15 protein-coding genes are annotated in these 15,089 nt (G+C 63.5%); 12 read left to right on the plus strand and 3 right to left on the minus strand.

Annotated features, from left to right (window positions below; genetic code table 11):
- Nucleotides 1-18: 18 nt before the first annotated feature.
- The 8 genes from ACOJB8_RS14930 to ACOJB8_RS14965 all read left to right on the plus strand — a co-directional run bounded on the left by ACOJB8_RS14930 (nucleotide 19) and on the right by ACOJB8_RS14965 (nucleotide 9,523).
- Nucleotides 19-957: an SMP-30/gluconolactonase/LRE family protein gene (locus ACOJB8_RS14930; RefSeq protein ID WP_475013122.1), complete on the plus strand. Its 939-nt coding sequence runs from the start codon at nucleotides 19-21 to the stop codon at nucleotides 955-957.
- Nucleotides 958-1,039: 82 nt separating this feature from the next.
- On the plus strand, nucleotides 1,040-2,416 hold the full coding sequence (locus tag ACOJB8_RS14935; RefSeq protein ID WP_475013124.1) for an MFS transporter: 1,377 nt from the start codon (nucleotides 1,040-1,042) through the stop codon (nucleotides 2,414-2,416).
- A gap of 74 nt (nucleotides 2,417-2,490) precedes the next feature.
- Nucleotides 2,491-3,663: a porin gene (locus ACOJB8_RS14940; RefSeq protein WP_475013126.1), complete on the plus strand. Its 1,173-nt coding sequence runs from the start codon at nucleotides 2,491-2,493 to the stop codon at nucleotides 3,661-3,663.
- A gap of 11 nt (nucleotides 3,664-3,674) precedes the next feature.
- Complete coding sequence (locus ACOJB8_RS14945; RefSeq protein ID WP_475013128.1) at nucleotides 3,675-4,718, plus strand: amidohydrolase family protein; 1,044 nt, start codon at nucleotides 3,675-3,677, stop codon at nucleotides 4,716-4,718.
- Entirely contained in the window at nucleotides 4,719-5,996 is a 1,278-nt protein-coding gene (locus tag ACOJB8_RS14950) for an MFS transporter (RefSeq protein WP_083245373.1), read from the plus strand.
- Nucleotides 5,993-7,237 (plus strand): MFS transporter, encoded by a 1,245-nt coding sequence (locus tag ACOJB8_RS14955; protein WP_475013130.1) that lies wholly within the window; start codon nucleotides 5,993-5,995, stop codon nucleotides 7,235-7,237. The genes ACOJB8_RS14950 and ACOJB8_RS14955 overlap by 4 nt, the downstream gene beginning before the upstream one ends.
- Nucleotides 7,238-7,254: 17 nt before the next feature.
- The gene (locus ACOJB8_RS14960) at nucleotides 7,255-8,583 is read left to right on the plus strand and encodes an MFS transporter (RefSeq protein WP_475013131.1); all 1,329 of its coding nucleotides are present in this window, start codon (nucleotides 7,255-7,257) and stop codon (nucleotides 8,581-8,583) included.
- A gap of 1 nt (nucleotide 8,584) precedes the next feature.
- Entirely contained in the window at nucleotides 8,585-9,523 is a 939-nt protein-coding gene (locus ACOJB8_RS14965) for an amidohydrolase family protein (RefSeq protein ID WP_475013133.1), read from the plus strand.
- Nucleotides 9,524-9,707: 184 nt separating this feature from the next.
- On the opposite strand, the gene ACOJB8_RS14970 is transcribed toward ACOJB8_RS14965, so the two are convergent.
- Nucleotides 9,708-10,190, minus strand: coding sequence for a hypothetical protein (locus ACOJB8_RS14970; RefSeq protein WP_368727844.1), 483 nt, complete (start codon nucleotides 10,188-10,190; stop codon nucleotides 9,708-9,710).
- A 254-nt stretch (nucleotides 10,191-10,444) separates the two neighbouring features.
- Entirely contained in the window at nucleotides 10,445-10,585 is a 141-nt protein-coding gene (locus tag ACOJB8_RS14975; protein WP_368610338.1) for a hypothetical protein, read from the minus strand.
- 774 nt (nucleotides 10,586-11,359) lie between these two features.
- On the opposite strand from ACOJB8_RS14975, the gene ACOJB8_RS14980 reads away from it, so the two are divergent.
- The gene (locus ACOJB8_RS14980) at nucleotides 11,360-12,580 is read left to right on the plus strand and encodes a sensor histidine kinase (protein WP_368602982.1); all 1,221 of its coding nucleotides are present in this window, start codon (nucleotides 11,360-11,362) and stop codon (nucleotides 12,578-12,580) included.
- Nucleotides 12,581-12,773: 193 nt separating this feature from the next.
- Here ACOJB8_RS14980 and ACOJB8_RS14985 read toward each other — a convergent pair whose 3' ends face one another.
- The gene (locus ACOJB8_RS14985) at nucleotides 12,774-13,157 is read right to left on the minus strand and encodes a hypothetical protein (RefSeq protein ID WP_069266268.1); all 384 of its coding nucleotides are present in this window, start codon (nucleotides 13,155-13,157) and stop codon (nucleotides 12,774-12,776) included.
- 246 nt (nucleotides 13,158-13,403) lie between these two features.
- Between ACOJB8_RS14985 and ACOJB8_RS14990 the strand changes: the two genes are divergently transcribed.
- From ACOJB8_RS14990 to ACOJB8_RS15000, 3 genes are all read left to right on the plus strand, one after another.
- A complete protein-coding gene (locus tag ACOJB8_RS14990) occupies nucleotides 13,404-13,844 on the plus strand; it encodes an Hsp20/alpha crystallin family protein (protein WP_342946424.1) in 441 nt (146 codons plus the stop codon).
- A 15-nt stretch (nucleotides 13,845-13,859) separates the two neighbouring features.
- The gene (locus tag ACOJB8_RS14995; RefSeq protein ID WP_069266266.1) at nucleotides 13,860-14,267 is read left to right on the plus strand and encodes an Hsp20/alpha crystallin family protein; all 408 of its coding nucleotides are present in this window, start codon (nucleotides 13,860-13,862) and stop codon (nucleotides 14,265-14,267) included.
- 363 nt (nucleotides 14,268-14,630) lie between these two features.
- Nucleotides 14,631-15,071, plus strand: coding sequence for an Hsp20/alpha crystallin family protein (locus tag ACOJB8_RS15000; RefSeq protein WP_069266265.1), 441 nt, complete (start codon nucleotides 14,631-14,633; stop codon nucleotides 15,069-15,071).
- Nucleotides 15,072-15,089 lie beyond the last annotated feature (18 nt).

Genomic DNA, 15,089 nt, shown 5'->3' on the forward strand with positions numbered 1-15,089 from the left:
CGAAAACGCAGGTTCGATATGTTCTATCTCAAGCAGCCGGAAGTCCGCCAGGCGGACGTGTTCACCCGCATGCCGGAGCACTTGCGCAAAGCAGGCGTGCAAACGGATTGGTCCAGAGCGAATCGCGGCGGGCAGCCGACCGACTCATTCCTTGAAGGTCCGGTCTGGAGCCCGTCCGGCCATCTCTATGTGACCGACATCCCGCACGGCCGTGTGTTCCGTATCTCCGCCGACGGCAAGTGGGAGCTCGTCGTCGAATACGACGGCGAGCCGAACGGCATGAAGCTCGTCGATGACGGCCACCTGCTCATCACAGATTACCGCAACGGCCTGATGCTGCTGGATATCGAAGGCGGCGAAGTCACGCCATATCTCGAGCGGCGCAACACGGAACGCTTTCGCGGCGTCAACGACCTCACGTTCGACTCGAAGGGCAACCTGTATTTCACAGACCAGGGCCAGACGGGCCTGCACGACCCGACCGGGCGCGTCTACCGGCTCACGCCCGAGGGCAGGCTGGACATGCTGCTCGGCAACTGCCCGAGCCCGAACGGACTCGTGCTTTCGCCCGACGAAAAGGTGCTCTACGTGGCGATGACCCGCGGCAACTGCGTATGGCGCGCGCCGCTTCAGGCCGATGGCTCGGTGAGCAAGGTCGGCCAGTTCTTCACGTCGTATGGCCCGAGCGGCCCGGATGGCCTGACCATCGATAGCGCGGGAAGGCTCTTCGTCGCCAATCCGGGGCTGGGTCGCGCGTGGGTGCTGAATCACCTCGCAGAGCCCGAACTGATCTTGACCAGCCCTGCGGGCGCTTCGCTGACGAACCTGTGCTTCGGCGGCCCGGATATGAAGACACTTTTCATGACCGAATCTGTCTCCGGCACCGTGCTGAAGGCCGAGCTGGACATCGCCGGGCCCCTTCCCAAACAGGCAAAAACGCCAAACCAGGCGACCTGAAGAAAATTGCCGGCAGCGCGCAAACGCCAGCCGGCTTCGAGACAGCAAGTTGCATCGAGCAAAGAGCAACTGAGGAGCGCACATGCAGATCTCCCAATCCCTCCGCGAGGCGGTTTCGTCTACGGACAATAAGGATGCCGAATCGACTCCTGCGTCGATGTCGGCCGCACAGCACGCTGAAAGCGAGCGCACGCTTGCGCGCGCGTTCCGGCGCATTCTGCCGTTCATTTTCGCGTGCTATGTGATCAGCTATCTGGACCGCACCAATGTCGGCTTCGCGGCGCTGACGATGAACAAGGATCTCGGCCTGACCGCGCAGCAATTCGGCGTGGGTGCGGGGCTCTTCTTCATCGGCTATTTCCTCTTCGAGATTCCGAGCAATCTGATCATGCAGAAAGTGGGCGCGCGTATCTGGATCGCGCGCATCATGATCACGTGGGGCTTGATCTCGATGGCGACGGCCTTCGTTGTCGGGCCGAAAAGCTTCGCCGCCGCGCGCTTTCTGCTCGGCATCGCCGAAGCCGGCTTCACGCCGGGCATCTACCTGTATTTCACGCAATGGTTCCCGGGCAAGTGGCGCGCGAAAGTCACAGCGGCCTTTCTCGTCGGCATTCCCGTTGCGAACATGATCGGCTCGCCCGTATCCGGAGCGCTGCTCCAGCTCGGCGGCCTGCACGGGTTGCGCAGCTGGCAATGGTTGCTGCTCATGGAGGGGCTGCCCGCGATTGCGCTCGGTATCGCTTGCCTCTTCATCCTCGCAGACCGCCCCGAAAAGGCCCGCTGGCTGAGCCGCGAGGAAAAGGACGTGCTCGCGCATCGCCTCGCGCTCGAACAGCGCAGTATCGCCGGCAAACACGGCTCCAGCCTGCGCGACGCCATGACGAACTGGCGCGTGTTCGTGCTCGCCTTGATCAACTTCTGCGGCATTGTCGGTTCGATCGGCGTGGGCCTGTGGATGCCGCAGATCATCAAGCAGTTCGGCGTCGGCCACGCAACGGTGGGCTGGCTCGCAGCCATTCCCTATGCGCTCGGCGCCGTCGTGATGCTCTGGTGGGCACGCCTCGCGAACCGTGCCGCACATCGCATTCCCTACGTGGCCGGTGCGCTCGTCATCGCGGCCGCCGCGCTCGCGATCAGCGCGATGCTCGACACGCCGCTCCTCAAGCTCGTCGCGCTGTGCGTGACCGTGAGCGGCATCCTGGCGTTTCAGGCGACCTACTGGGCGATTCCCTCCGGCTTCCTCACCGGCCGCGCCGCCGCGGGCGGCATCGCGCTGATCGTTTCGATCGGCAATCTCGGCGGCTTCGTCGGGCCGTCGATGATCGGCGCCATCAAGGATATGTCCGGTGGCTTCACCGTGCCGCTACTCGCCGTGGCCGCCGTGCTGCTGCTCGGCGCGCTGACGATCGCATGGCTTGGCGACCCCGGCGCGGGCGTGGGAGAGGAGCCGAACGCCTGAATCATTTTTTCGCTTTTTCGTTGTCCGCTTCTCGCCAAAATCCGCACGCACTCAAACCAACAACCGGAGACACCATGCAGGAACACAAGACCTACACGACGCACGCCTTCACGCGCACTTCGCCGCGAGCTTTCGCGGCGACGGCAACGGCAGCGGCAGCAACGGCGGCATTCGCCCTCGCGCCGCACGCCGCTCACGCCCAAAGCAGCGTGACGCTCTATGGCATCGTCGATGTGGGCATCGAGCACATCAACAACACGCCAGGCGGCGGCGCGACCACGCGCGAAGTGTCGGGCAATCTCTCAGGTTCGCGCTGGGGCCTCAAAGGCGTAGAAGATCTCGGCGGCGGCATGAAGGCTATCTTCACGCTCGAAAACGGCTTCAACGTCAACGACGGCACGAGCGCGCAGTCGACCAAGGGCCTGGGCGCGAACGCGGCGACCACCTCGCGCCTGTTCGGCCGCCAGGCGTGGGTGGGCCTCACGTGGCATGGCCAGCAGATCACCTTCGGCCGCCAGAATTCGGTGCTCTACGATCAGGCCGTCGTGTTCGATCCGATGGGTGCATCCTCACGCTACTCCACGCTCTCCATCGACTACGCGACGGCGGCCCGCGTGGACAATTCCGCGAAGTACGTGGGCGCCTTCGGCCCCGTGAGTGTCGCTGCGATGTACAGCACGCGCTACGACACCGGCTACGGTAGCGAAGTGCCCGGCGCGCAACTCACGGGCCGCTACTTCGGCGGCTCGCTCACCTACGCGGGCGGACCGCTCGCCGCCAGCCTCTCGTACGAGCAGCGCAACAGCAACACGGTCGCGACCAACACTGCCACGGAGCGCCGCGCCACCGCCGCCGCAACCTGGCTCGTCGGCAGCTTCAAGGCGTTCGCGGGCTATCGCTACCTGCAGGCGTCGCGCGCCTTCCTGCCCGCGAATCCGATCGGCGCCGCCAACGGCTCGCAGTCGGGTGCGGCCAATCTCTGGTGGGCCGGCGCGAACTACGCGTTCACGCCCGCCTTCTTCGTGACGGCGGCCGCCTATTACCAGGACGTGCACGGCAGCAGCGCCGATCCGTGGATGTCCGTGCTGAGCGCCGACTATCTGCTCTCCAGGAGCACCGATATCTATGCCACCGCTGCGTTCGCACGCAACAAGGGCGGCTCCGCGCTCGGTGTGAACGGCTACGGCACGGTCGCGGCGAATTACGACCAGACCGGCTTCGTGGTCGGCATGCGCAAAAAGTTCTGAGCAAGAAAACCATGCAGATCGTCCCCGCCCCGCATCTTCCAGTTCGCGACGCCTGGCTCGCGTTGCATCGCGAAGACGCGCTGCTGCCGGAGCTTCCCATCGTCGATGCGCATCATCACCTCTGGGACCGGCAGACAGGCCGCTATCTCGCCGACGAGTTCCGGCAAGACATGGCAGCCGGGCATCGCATTGTATCGACGGTGTTCGTGCAGTGCCGCTCGATGCTGCGAACCGACGGCCCGGATGCCATGAAGCCCGTGGGCGAGGTCGAGTTCGCCAATGGCGTCGCCGCGATGTTCGCGAGCGGGACGTATGGCGCGATGCGCTGCTGCGAAGCCATTGTCGCCGGTGCGGATCTTGCGCTGGGGCATGACGTCGATGCAGTCATCGAGGCGATGCTCGAGGTCTCCGGGGGCAGATTGCGCGGCATCCGCAACCCGTTGGCGTGGCACGCGGACGAACGGGTTCGCTCGAGCCCGATGACACCGCCGCGCGATCTCATGCAGAACGCGGCGTTCATCGACGGCGTGCGCACGCTGGGCCGGTACGGACTCTCGCTCGACGTCTGGGTCTATCACACCCAGCTCGACGCGCTGCTCGAACTGGCGCGCCTCGTCCCGGACGTCACCATCGTCATCGACCACTTCGGCGGCCCGGTCGGCGTCGGTATTCACGCCGGCCAAACGACGCAGACGAGAGCGGCGTGGTCGGCATCGCTGCGGCGTCTCGCCGCCCTGCCGAACACGCGGCTCAAGCTCGGCGGCGCCGGAATGCCCGTGTTCGGCTTCGACTTCGCCCAGGCCGAGCGTCCTCCTGCTTCGGAAACGCTCGCAGCCGCGTGGAAACCGTACTTCGACGTCTGCATGGAGCTATTTGGCGCCGAGCGCTGCATGTTCGAAAGCAACTTCCCCGTCGACAAGGGCATGTTCAGCTACACCGTCCTTTGGAACGCCTTCAAGCGACTCGCCGGCAGCGGATCGATGACGGAGAGGTCGGCGCTTTTCAGCCGCACCGCTACAACGACATACGGCCTCACGGTACCAGGAGACGAGTAAATGAAAGTGAACACCCCTATCGCCGGCGGGGCGCCCGCGAGTACGAAGCGCGCAGGCATCCGCTCCGTGACTGCGCCTGAGTGGCGGGCGCTGTCTCTCGCGGGACTCGGCTGGACGTTCGAGAGTTACGACTCCTTCCTGCTCTCGCTCCTGCTGCCGACACTCGCCTTGCAGTTTGGCCTCACGAAACCCCAACTCGCCGTGTTCACGAGCATCACGGCCGCCGGTCAGATCATTGGCGGCATCCTCTTTGGCTATGTGTCGGATCGAATTGGCCGCGTGCGCACCGCGCTGCTCTGCATCGGCATCTATTCCCTCTTTTCGGGCCTGCTCGCAGTCGTGCCGAACGAGCACTGGTTCGCCGTCACGCGGCTGTGCGGCGCGCTCGGCATGGGCGGCATGTGGACCGCCGGCGCGGCGCTGGTGGCGGAGACCTGGCACGCGAGCCGGCGCGGCAAGGGCGGCGCGCTCATGCAGATGGGGCTTCCCATTGGCGCGATCATCGCGATCAGCATCGCGGGCATCGTGACCGAACTGAATGGCGGATTGGGCGGTCAGGGCTGGCGCACGCTGTTCCTCATCGGCGCCGCGCCGTTCTTCATCCTCTTCTGGGTTGCGCGCAAAACTCCGGAATCTCCGATCTGGCTCGAGCGCAAGGCATCCGCACAGCGGGCCGCCGCCAGCCGGAACGCGCCGCGCGCACAGCTCAACGTCCGTGGCTTGCTCACAGCTTTCTTCTTCATCTTCTTTCTCCAGTACCTCTACTGGGGCGTGTTCACCTGGACGCCGACCTTCCTCGTCACGGTCAAGCACTTTGATTTCGCACACAGCCTGAAATTCGTGCTTGCACTGCAGTTCGGCGCCATCGCAGGCTTCCTGCTTTTCTCGGCGCTGGTCGACAAACTCGGGCGTCGCCCGATGTTCATCGCGTATCTCCTCGTGGGGGCGGTGGCCGTCGGCGTGTACATCGGCTCGGCGGAGCCGTTGTTGATTCTGTGCGCGATCTTTCTCACGGGGTTCGGCGTCAACGGCATCTTCGCGGGCGCCGGTCCGTTCCTCGCGGAAGTGATTGGTGACACCGCTTCGCGCGGCTTCCTCATGGGCCTCGCCTACAACGGCGGGCGTCTCGGCGGCTTTATCGCGCCTCTCATCATCGGCTCGCTCGCCACCACGCCCAGTGGTTTCGTCGAGGGACTCGCGACGACGATTGTTGCCTTCGCAGCCGCTGCGGTCGTCGTTCTGTTTGCACCTGAAACGCGTGGGAAGACGCTCGCATGAATACGGCGGCACGTCAAAGTGCGTTTTACGACCGGCTCTTCCCGGCGCTCGCGGAGCCCGCGCTGCGTCGCTACGCATGCGGGCAGGTGCTTTCCGTACTCGGCAGCTGGACCCAGAACATCACGCTGAACCTGCTCGTCTATCATCTCTCGGGCAAGGCCTCCGTATTGGCACTCCTGAATTTCCTGCTCTACGGACCTCAGCTGATCGTCGCACCCGTGGCCGGCTCGCGCATCCGCGCCGCGAATGCACGCCGCGCCACGCTCTGCGTACTTGCCACGTCATTGACGCTGACGTCGATCCTGCTCGTTCTGTGGTTGGCTGGCGCACTCGGCGTGAAGCTCATCCTCCTGCTCGCGCTGGCGATTGGCATTTCGAGCGCAATCGAGACGCCGGCGCGGCAGCTCCTGCTCGTCAGCAGTCTGCGCAATCCTTTGCTGACGTCCAACGCGGTCGCCATGAACACGATGGTCTACAACGTCGGACGCATGGTGGGTCCGAGCATCGCCGGGTTCGTCTATCCGCTGCTGGGGCCGGCGGCGGCTTTCGCGATGTACGCGTGCGCGTTGTGCGTGATGGCGATGTGCGTGCGTTCGATCCACCCCGCCAATCTTTCGGCCCGTTCGCGCGCGGACGGAGGCGGACTCCGGGATGCCGTGGGCTACGTCCTCTCGGATATGTTTTCCGCTCGCTACCTTCCGACGCTTGCCTGCATGGGCCTTTTCGCTGCGAGCTATCAGACGCTGGTGCCGCTGCTTGCCGACCACGCCTTTCATAACGCGGCGCGCTATACGGGCATTTTCTTCGCCGCTGCGGGCGGCGGCTCGCTCACTGCTGCGATTCTGCTCTCGTCCGCGTGGGGGCCACGTGCAACCAGGAAGCTGCTCGCTTTCGCACCGTGGCTCGCTGTCACCGCGCTTTTCACGCTGGCGTTCACCAACGATGCCAGCCTTTCCGTGCCCGCTTTCTGCGTGCTCGGCTTCAGCCTCACGTTTTCAGCAACCTCTACAAACGCCACCATCCAGCAGCGGTGCCCGGACCACGTTCGCGGCGGACTCGTCGGCATGTACGGCATGGCCTACAACGGCACGATGCCGTTCGGCTATCTGCTCGTCGGTACCGTGTCCGAAGCGTTGGGCGTGCGTTCGACTTTCACGGCGATGGCGATCGTGCTCGCATCGAGTGTCGTCGCCATTACCGCCCTGCACCATTTCAAGCAACGCCGCACAGGCGCACAATAAACGCATTGGAGACGCGTATGAACATTTCCAGCACTGATTTCGCAACCGAAGTGGAGACCCGGACCATCAAGAAAGTCGTCCTGCGTCTCGTCCCCTTCCTCATGCTCTGTTACCTGCTCGCATTCATCGACAGAGGCAACGTCGGCATGGCTTCGTTGCAGATGAACAATGACATCGGTCTGTCTGCACAGGTATTCGGATTTGGCAGCAGCCTGTTTTTTGTCTCCTATTTCATCTGCGAAGTGCCGAGCAACCTCGCGCTCCAGAAGTTTGGTGCGCGTGTGTGGCTTGCGCGCATCATGATTACATGGGGCCTTGTTTCCGCCGGCACCGCGCTGGTTCGCTCGCCGTCGAGCTTCTACGTGCTGCGCTTTCTCCTCGGTGCCGCAGAGGCCGGCTTCTTCCCTGGCGTGCTCCTTTACCTGTCGTACTGGATTCCGGCGAAGTATCGTGCGCGCATCATCGCGACTTTCATGGTCGCCATCCCGGCGGCAAGCTTTATCGGCTCGCCGATTTCCGCCGTATTGCTGCATATGGACGGATTCGCGGGCATTCGCGGGTGGCAGTGGCTGTTCATCCTTGAAGGCATCCCGACGGTCATTCTCGGCTTGATCTGCCTGAAACTGCTTACCGACAAGCCGACGCAAGCGACCTGGCTGAAGGATGATGAGCGCGAATGGCTCACGGCAGCGCTCTCGCAGGAAAAACGGGAACCCAAAAAAGTCGCTCAGATGTCCCTCGCGAAACTGTTCTGCAACCGCTACGTCCTCTGCCTCGCGCTCGTCGATGTATGCGCGTCGGGCGCGGGGAGCACGCTCTCGGTATGGCAGCCACAGTTGCTGAAGTCATTCGGGCTGACGGTCATGCAGACCGGCCTCCTCAATGCGGTTCCGTACGCGCTTTCCTCCGTCCTGATGGTCTATTGGGGACGTAGCTCCGACCGCCGCCAGGAGCGACGCTGGCACACTGTCATGCCCATGCTGCTGATCGGCCTCGGCCTCTTCGGCACGTCGCTGAGCGGCTCGCTCGGGCCAACCATCGTCATGCTCTGCGCGGTTCTCGTCGGCGCGTACGCCTTCAAGGGACCGTTCTGGGCACTGGCCTCCAGCATGCTTTCGAACAGCACGGCCGCAGCTGGACTGGCCACCATCAACGCCATCGCCAACCTGTTGGGCGGCGGCCTTATGGTCAACGTCTATGGATGGGTGAAGGGCGCAACGGGAAGCTACGCGCTCGCGCTGATGCCGCTCGGCGCGCTCACCCTCGTCAGCGTCGTCACGCTCGTGTTGCTCACGCGCCCCGGCTCGGGCAAGCAACTCCACAAGAACAAAGTCGAAATCGCCTGAGATGCAGACCACTCGCAGAAAGTTTCTCGCCGCGATCGGCGCGGCTGGAATTACGGCCAGCATGCGCGCGTTCGGCGCTGAAGAAGAAGTCTGGTCGACGGGTGTCAATCCGCCGTCGTTCAAAATGCCGGCAGGTGCTATTGATTGCCACATGCATATCTACGACGACCGCTTCCCCGTTGCGCCTGGCACTTCGCTTCGGCCGCCAAATGCGACAGTCGAGCAGTATCGACACCTGCAGAAGCGCCTCGGCATTCATCGCAACGTTGTCGTTACACCGTCGACTTACGGAACCGACAACCGCTGTCTCATCGACGCACTTCGGCAGTTCGACGGCAACGCGCGCGGCGTAGCCGTCGTCGACACATCGGTGACCCGCGAGCAACTCGATGAAATGAATACGGCAGGCGTGCGGGCCATCCGCTTCAACCTGAGCTATCCAGGTGCCACGACCATCGACATGCTTGCGCCTCTCGCAGCGCGTATTGCGCCGCTGGGCTGGCACATCGAACTTGTCGTCCAGGGTGCCAGGCTGCCGGAACTCGCACCACGCCTGAACGCCTTGCCGTGCCCGCTGGTCATCGACCACATCGCGCACATCCCGCAACCGGACGGCCTCGGCTCGGAGGCAATGAAGGCCGCGCAGCGCCTCGTCGACAACGGGAAAACGTGGGTCACGCTCTCCGGACCATACGTGGACACAAAAGCCGGCGCTCCCGCCTATGCGGATGTGGCGCCGGTCGCCAAGGCCTTGATTGCGATGGCGCCCGACCGGATGCTGTGGGGAACCGACTGGCCGCATCCTACGGAAAAAGCGCGCAAGCCGGACGATGCCTTGCTGGTCGACGTCATGGCTTCGTGGATAGGACGAGCGGACTGGCAGGAGAAGATCTTCGTCGAGAACCCGAAGAAGCTTTATGGATTCGTGGGCGCAGAGTGAGCGAAACAAATGGTTGTGAGGGTGTACTGAGGCGGAACGGCCACGTCCGCCGCACGCTTTTTCGCGAAACATTGGGCGCTTTCCTCTGTCGATCGCGCACTGAGATTGCCCGGTTTGATGGACGGATTTGCAGTCGGCGATCTGCGGAAGCATCGTGGCGTCCAATACCTGGTTCCCCTCACCTCTACCAAACCGGAAACACGACGTCTGGTTGCGGCGTAAATTCAATGCCCGAGTCGGGGCAGGATACGCGTCCCCTGACGGCAACCCGCTGTTTCAGATACGGCAGCAGGAGCGTGGGGGATGGTTCGCCCCCCTCTCCAAGAAGGATGTCGGACACCACCTTGTGGTTGCAGGGCGAGGTGGAGGGGCGATCCAGCATGATTGTCGTATAGTCACCCGGCGCATACTCCCCGCTGCCACGCTGGACAGTCCCGGTGATCCAGATGTCGTGTTGCAGGGGCAACGTCGGCAGCGGCGGGCTGGCTGACATGGCGTTCTCTGACCATAACCCGGCAATCACAATTGCCGGGACCAAGGCGCACAATCGTCTGTTCATGGTACAAGCCTCTTGACGTCCAGTGACGCTCCCCTGCATGTCACGTTTTCTTTTCACTTCCCTGAAGCATGCCGCCGTGCGTACGTGCCTCACGACGAGCGTGTGCATACGGATCTCCAGTCCGTTGCGTATCTCGACTCTCAGCCGTTCCATTGAAGCACTCCCCTTCGCGCGGGTACCGGTATCGCACCCTCCATGCGGTGCTCGCGCGAAAACCGCTCCGAACGCGGCGCTGAACGCTTCGTGGGACGGCACCGGGTGCACGGCGCGAACGACGGCATACCGTCGTGGCAAACGGTGCCCGCGGGGCAACCGCCCTGCCAACGGCGGCACAGGCTCGACGTGAACTGGTGAAACGTCAGCTACCCGGCGGCGATGCGCTCCGACAGCGTGCGCCGGGCACGCTGCGCAACCGGCTGGAAAACGCCGGACACGGCGACGATCGTACGGGGGACGTGCCCGAACAACGTAGTCGAAGCCGGGCGGAAATGAAGGCAGCTCATCGTATTCTCCTTCGACGCAGCAAGGAAGAGAACGGGCTTGCGCGCTCCAGTTCGCCTGCCATGCTGCGGGGCAAACAAATCGAAACACGCAGCATGCAACCGATCCATCACCGGGCACACTGCCAGAGCTGGATATAAGTTAGTTTCACTGATGAAAATTTTCAAGGTGGCGCGATGGGTCCCGCTCACCTGGACCCGACATCCCGGATTACCGGACGCTGAAAGCCGGCGTTGCCTGTCGGACGGATCGCGTCAGGATATCCGCCCGTGGCTCACGGAGGACACCACCTTTTCACGGTGGCGGGCCTGAGCGCAGCCGGGACCGGCTTGATAAAGACAGTCGTTCCACTGCAGCGGCCCCGGCATCGAAGGTGGCATCGCCGTAGGAAGCAGAATCCGGATGTGTGCCAGCGCAGGATGCGCCCGGATCTGGCGGCACAGCTCACACACCGGTCAGCGACATCGTCCGGTCCGTTATGATCAGATCGGTGGCTGGCGCAGGGCATGGTTGAGGGCCTCCACGCCTTTGTGTGCGCAGTGCACGCCGTACCCGTTCGAGGGTGAACATGAGGCAGTAGGCGTCGGGCAGTTCAGGCGGGTCGTCGACAGGCAGGATAGAAGGTATTCTGCTGGTCGGTGGACTTGTTTCCGCCAGGCGGAGCAAATTGCGTTCCCGGCTGCCATCCTGGTCATTGTCCATAGACGGTGCGAGGAAACGATAATGTGTCCTCCCACGCAGGTCTTTCGAAATGGTGTCACGCATTGGTACGGATCATGACCGATTCTCAAACGGGAACTACCCTGCAGGCCCTCGCCGGATTTCTACGACGGGAACAGGCGCGCCTGACGGAAAGATGGATGCAGGCCGTCGCTGCCGATGCCGACCTCATCGAAGCCGACCGGCTGACGTGGGAGCAGCTGGCCGATCACCTGCCCGCTATCCTGAGCGGCATCTGCATCGCGCTCGAAGAGCAGGATCTCCAACCAGTCGAGCGGGCCATTGAACGCAATGCGAGGCAGCACGGGAACGTGCGCTGGCAGCAGGGGTACCGCGTTGATGAACTCGTGCGTGAACTGGAGCTGTTCCGGCAGGAACTGGCCGCCGCCGTCCGGGCATTCGCGGCGTCCGACGACACGTTCACACGCGACCACGAATCCCGCGCCCTGCATCTGATCGACGAGGCGCTCAGCTTTGTCACCCTGACATCGATCCGCGAGGTCATCGGCGAGCGTGACCGGACCATCGCCGAATACACGAGCCAGCTGGAGCGTGCTAACGAGGAACTGCGTGAGCAGCAACGCGAGGTCGGCGAACTGTACCGGTCGCGCATGCAGGTCACGCGCGGCCTCGTGCACGACCTGCGCAACTTTCTGAACGCCTTTTCGATCGACCTGCAACTGATTGCGCGCGTTCCGTCCCGAGCCGAGGCCGGACTTGCGCTCGCGACCCGGCAGGCGGAGGACATGAAGCAGCTGGTCGACGAAATGGTGGAATATTCGGTTGTCGTCGGCGACAGCAGCCAGATCTGCATCGAGCCGGTTGATCTGCCCATGCTGTTTGACGAACTGGTCACGAACGCCCGTCCAGCGATCGAAGGAAAAGGCCTGCGTCTGTCCGCCTCGCTTGAGGCCGGACTGGTCCGTGTGCAGTCCAACCGCATCAAGCTCAAGCAGGTTGCGCTGAACCTGCTGTCGAATGCAACGAAATATACCCGCGAGGGGGGAATCGAACTGGTCATCGCGAGATGCGGTGACGGCCGGTGGTTCATGCGCGTGGCCGATACCGGTGTCGGCATTGCGCCGTCAGATACGGAGCGCGTGTTCAGGGAGTTCGAGCGGGCCGCCAGCGACGACATCCCGGGCGCCGGCCTGGGTCTGGCGATCGTCAGGGAGCTGTGCCACGCACTCGAGGGCGAGATCCACTTCGAGTCCCGCGAGGGTCAAGGCACGACCTTCGAAATCCGCTTTCCGGTCGACCTGAAGCCGCGAGGCTGACGCGGCGCCCGCCCGGCTCGTGATCCGAACGGATGTAAGCAGGGTGAGCGCCTTTCGGTCAGTGTTCCCGGCGGGGTCGATATCGCGGATCCAGCCCGACCTGCTCCGCAGGACGGCCTTCGGCCGACGCCTCACGTCCTTGTCGCGCCGGGGGCACACTCCGGCGGCTGCCATCGGCCCGTCTGCAGCCCTGTCACTGGATCGGCGGTGCGGTGCCCAGCTTTTCGGCCAGCATCCGCTCGTACACGCCGAAGTGGAGGTCCACTTCAGACTGATCGACTGCGGTAACGATCAGGGTGATCTGGTCCGGCAGGAGACCAAGCACGCCTGCGATAAACGTTTCGAGCTGCGGCGCGCATACCTTGTCCTTGGCGACGGTCGTCCCGATCGTGACTTCATAGTTTTTTTCCTGTCGGCAGACCACCTCCACCAGGCGCGCGCGGGCGCTCATGTTGTTGTCGACCGCAGTCCGGATGACGTCCACCGCCTTACGCATTGCTTCCGTCGGAAAACCTTTGGTCGAGCGCAGACGCACGCGGTGCGGGCCCAGGGTCAACCAGTCGGTATCGAATTCCATCGTGTCCTCCGCTTGCTACATGTTTCCGCCGCGATGATATGAGCTGGCAAAATTTTTTCAAGGTGCAACGCTGCTTTTGCTCCTTGAAATCCTCGCCAGAGTACCTATCTTAGGATTCGCTCAGGCAGACGCGCGGGTTTCCGCGTCCCGTGCGCTGCGTGTTTCGATTGTTTGCCAGACGCTGGCAGGCGAGCTGGAGCGCGTAGGCCCGTTCGCCTCCTTGCGTCGTTCAAGGAGAACTGCATCATGAGCGATCTCTATTCTGGATCCGACCTCTTCAGCGAGTTCGACCGGCTGCAGCAGCAGATGGCGAGCCTTCTCGGTACTTTCCCCTCCAGTCTCCGGGCGAGCCGCTTCGGCACGTTCCCGCCCGTCAATATTGGCGCCACCGACGACTCGATCGAGATTGTCGCGTTTGCACCGGGCATCAATGCGGCGGAGCTCAACGTATCGATCGACAAGGGACTGCTGACCATCAGCGGTGAGCGCAAGCCGGCACAACCGGATACCGGCGAGGACACGCGCGTTTATGCGCAGGAGCGCTTCACTGGCGCGTTCCGGCGGGTCATCGAACTGCCGGAGAACGCGGACCCCGACAAGGTTCAGGCACGCTACGAGAACGGTTGCCTGTCGATCGCCATCGGCAAGCGCGAATCTTCGAAGCCTCGAGCCATCACAGTCCAGTAATCCAGGGAGCTGAAAATGAGCGATACCACCGAACTGAGCAGGCGCGACCCGTCAGCGGTCGCGCGCAGCGAAAGCCGGCCCTCCGCACGGCGGATGACGATTACTCCCGCTGTCGATATCTACGAGAACACCCAGGGCGTCACGTTGTGGGCGGACCTCCCCGGTGTTACCCGGGACAAGCTCGATGTGCGAGTCCACGACGGCAATCTCGCCATCGAGGCTGAGGCGGTTGTGCCGACACCGGCAAATCTGCGGCTGCAGCATGCTGAGGTTCGTGAGCCGCGCTTCGCGCGCACGTTCACGCTCTCCCCGGACTTCGATACCTCGAAGATCGAGGCGAGCCTGAAGGACGGCGTACTGAAGCTCACGATTCCGCGCCGCGACGAGGCGCGCCCGCGACGAATCGAAGTGCGGACGGGCTGAGGTCGGCGCGCGGGCAACAACGGCAGGAAGCACCGGGTGGCGGCTGCCTGGCTGCCACCCTCTGACAGCGGAGGCCCGTCGACGGCAGATAAACGGCGGCGCGGGAGGCAAGTAGAGCGGCAGTTGCACGGTATCGATCTGCTCCTGAAGCCTGTCGAAAAGGTCCATAAAGCCCCCGGTGACATGTTGCAGGGCCACTTGAAATTTCCGTTCCTTGCGCTATTTTATGCATCGCTCAGGCAGTCGCGATCAAGCGCTGCGTGTTTCGATTTGTTTGTCGGCGGGGGTTCCCACGGGCAGGCGGACTGGAGCGCGTGGTTCCGTTCGTCTTTCGTGCGCGGCCCCGGTTTCAGGGAGCCAGTCATGAGCGATCTTTTCTTCAGCACCGATCTGCTGGGCGAATTCGACCGCCTGCAACGGCAGATGGCCAGCGTCTTTGCGGGCTTGCCCGCGAGCCTGCGCGCCACGCGCAGCGAAACCTTTCCACCCGTCAACATCGGCAGCACCGACGACAGCCTCGAGATCGTCGCGTTCGCGCCAGGACTCGATCCCGCCGCCATCAACGTTTCGATCGACAAGGGGGTGCTTGCGATCAGTGGCGAGCGCAAGCCGCCCGGACCTGAAGCGGACGATCAGACCCGCGTCTACGCCACGGAACGCTTCATGGGGGCATTCCGGCGCGTGATCGAGCTGCCGCAGCACGCGGACCCCGACAAGGTCAGTGCGCGCTATGTGAACGGCTGCCTGACGGTGAGCGTCGGACGTTCCGAGGCGTCGAAGCCACGCGCCATCGCCGTCCAGTGAGCCCGGCGCAAATGGAGT

This window comes from Paraburkholderia sp. BR10141, assembly GCF_056155635.1.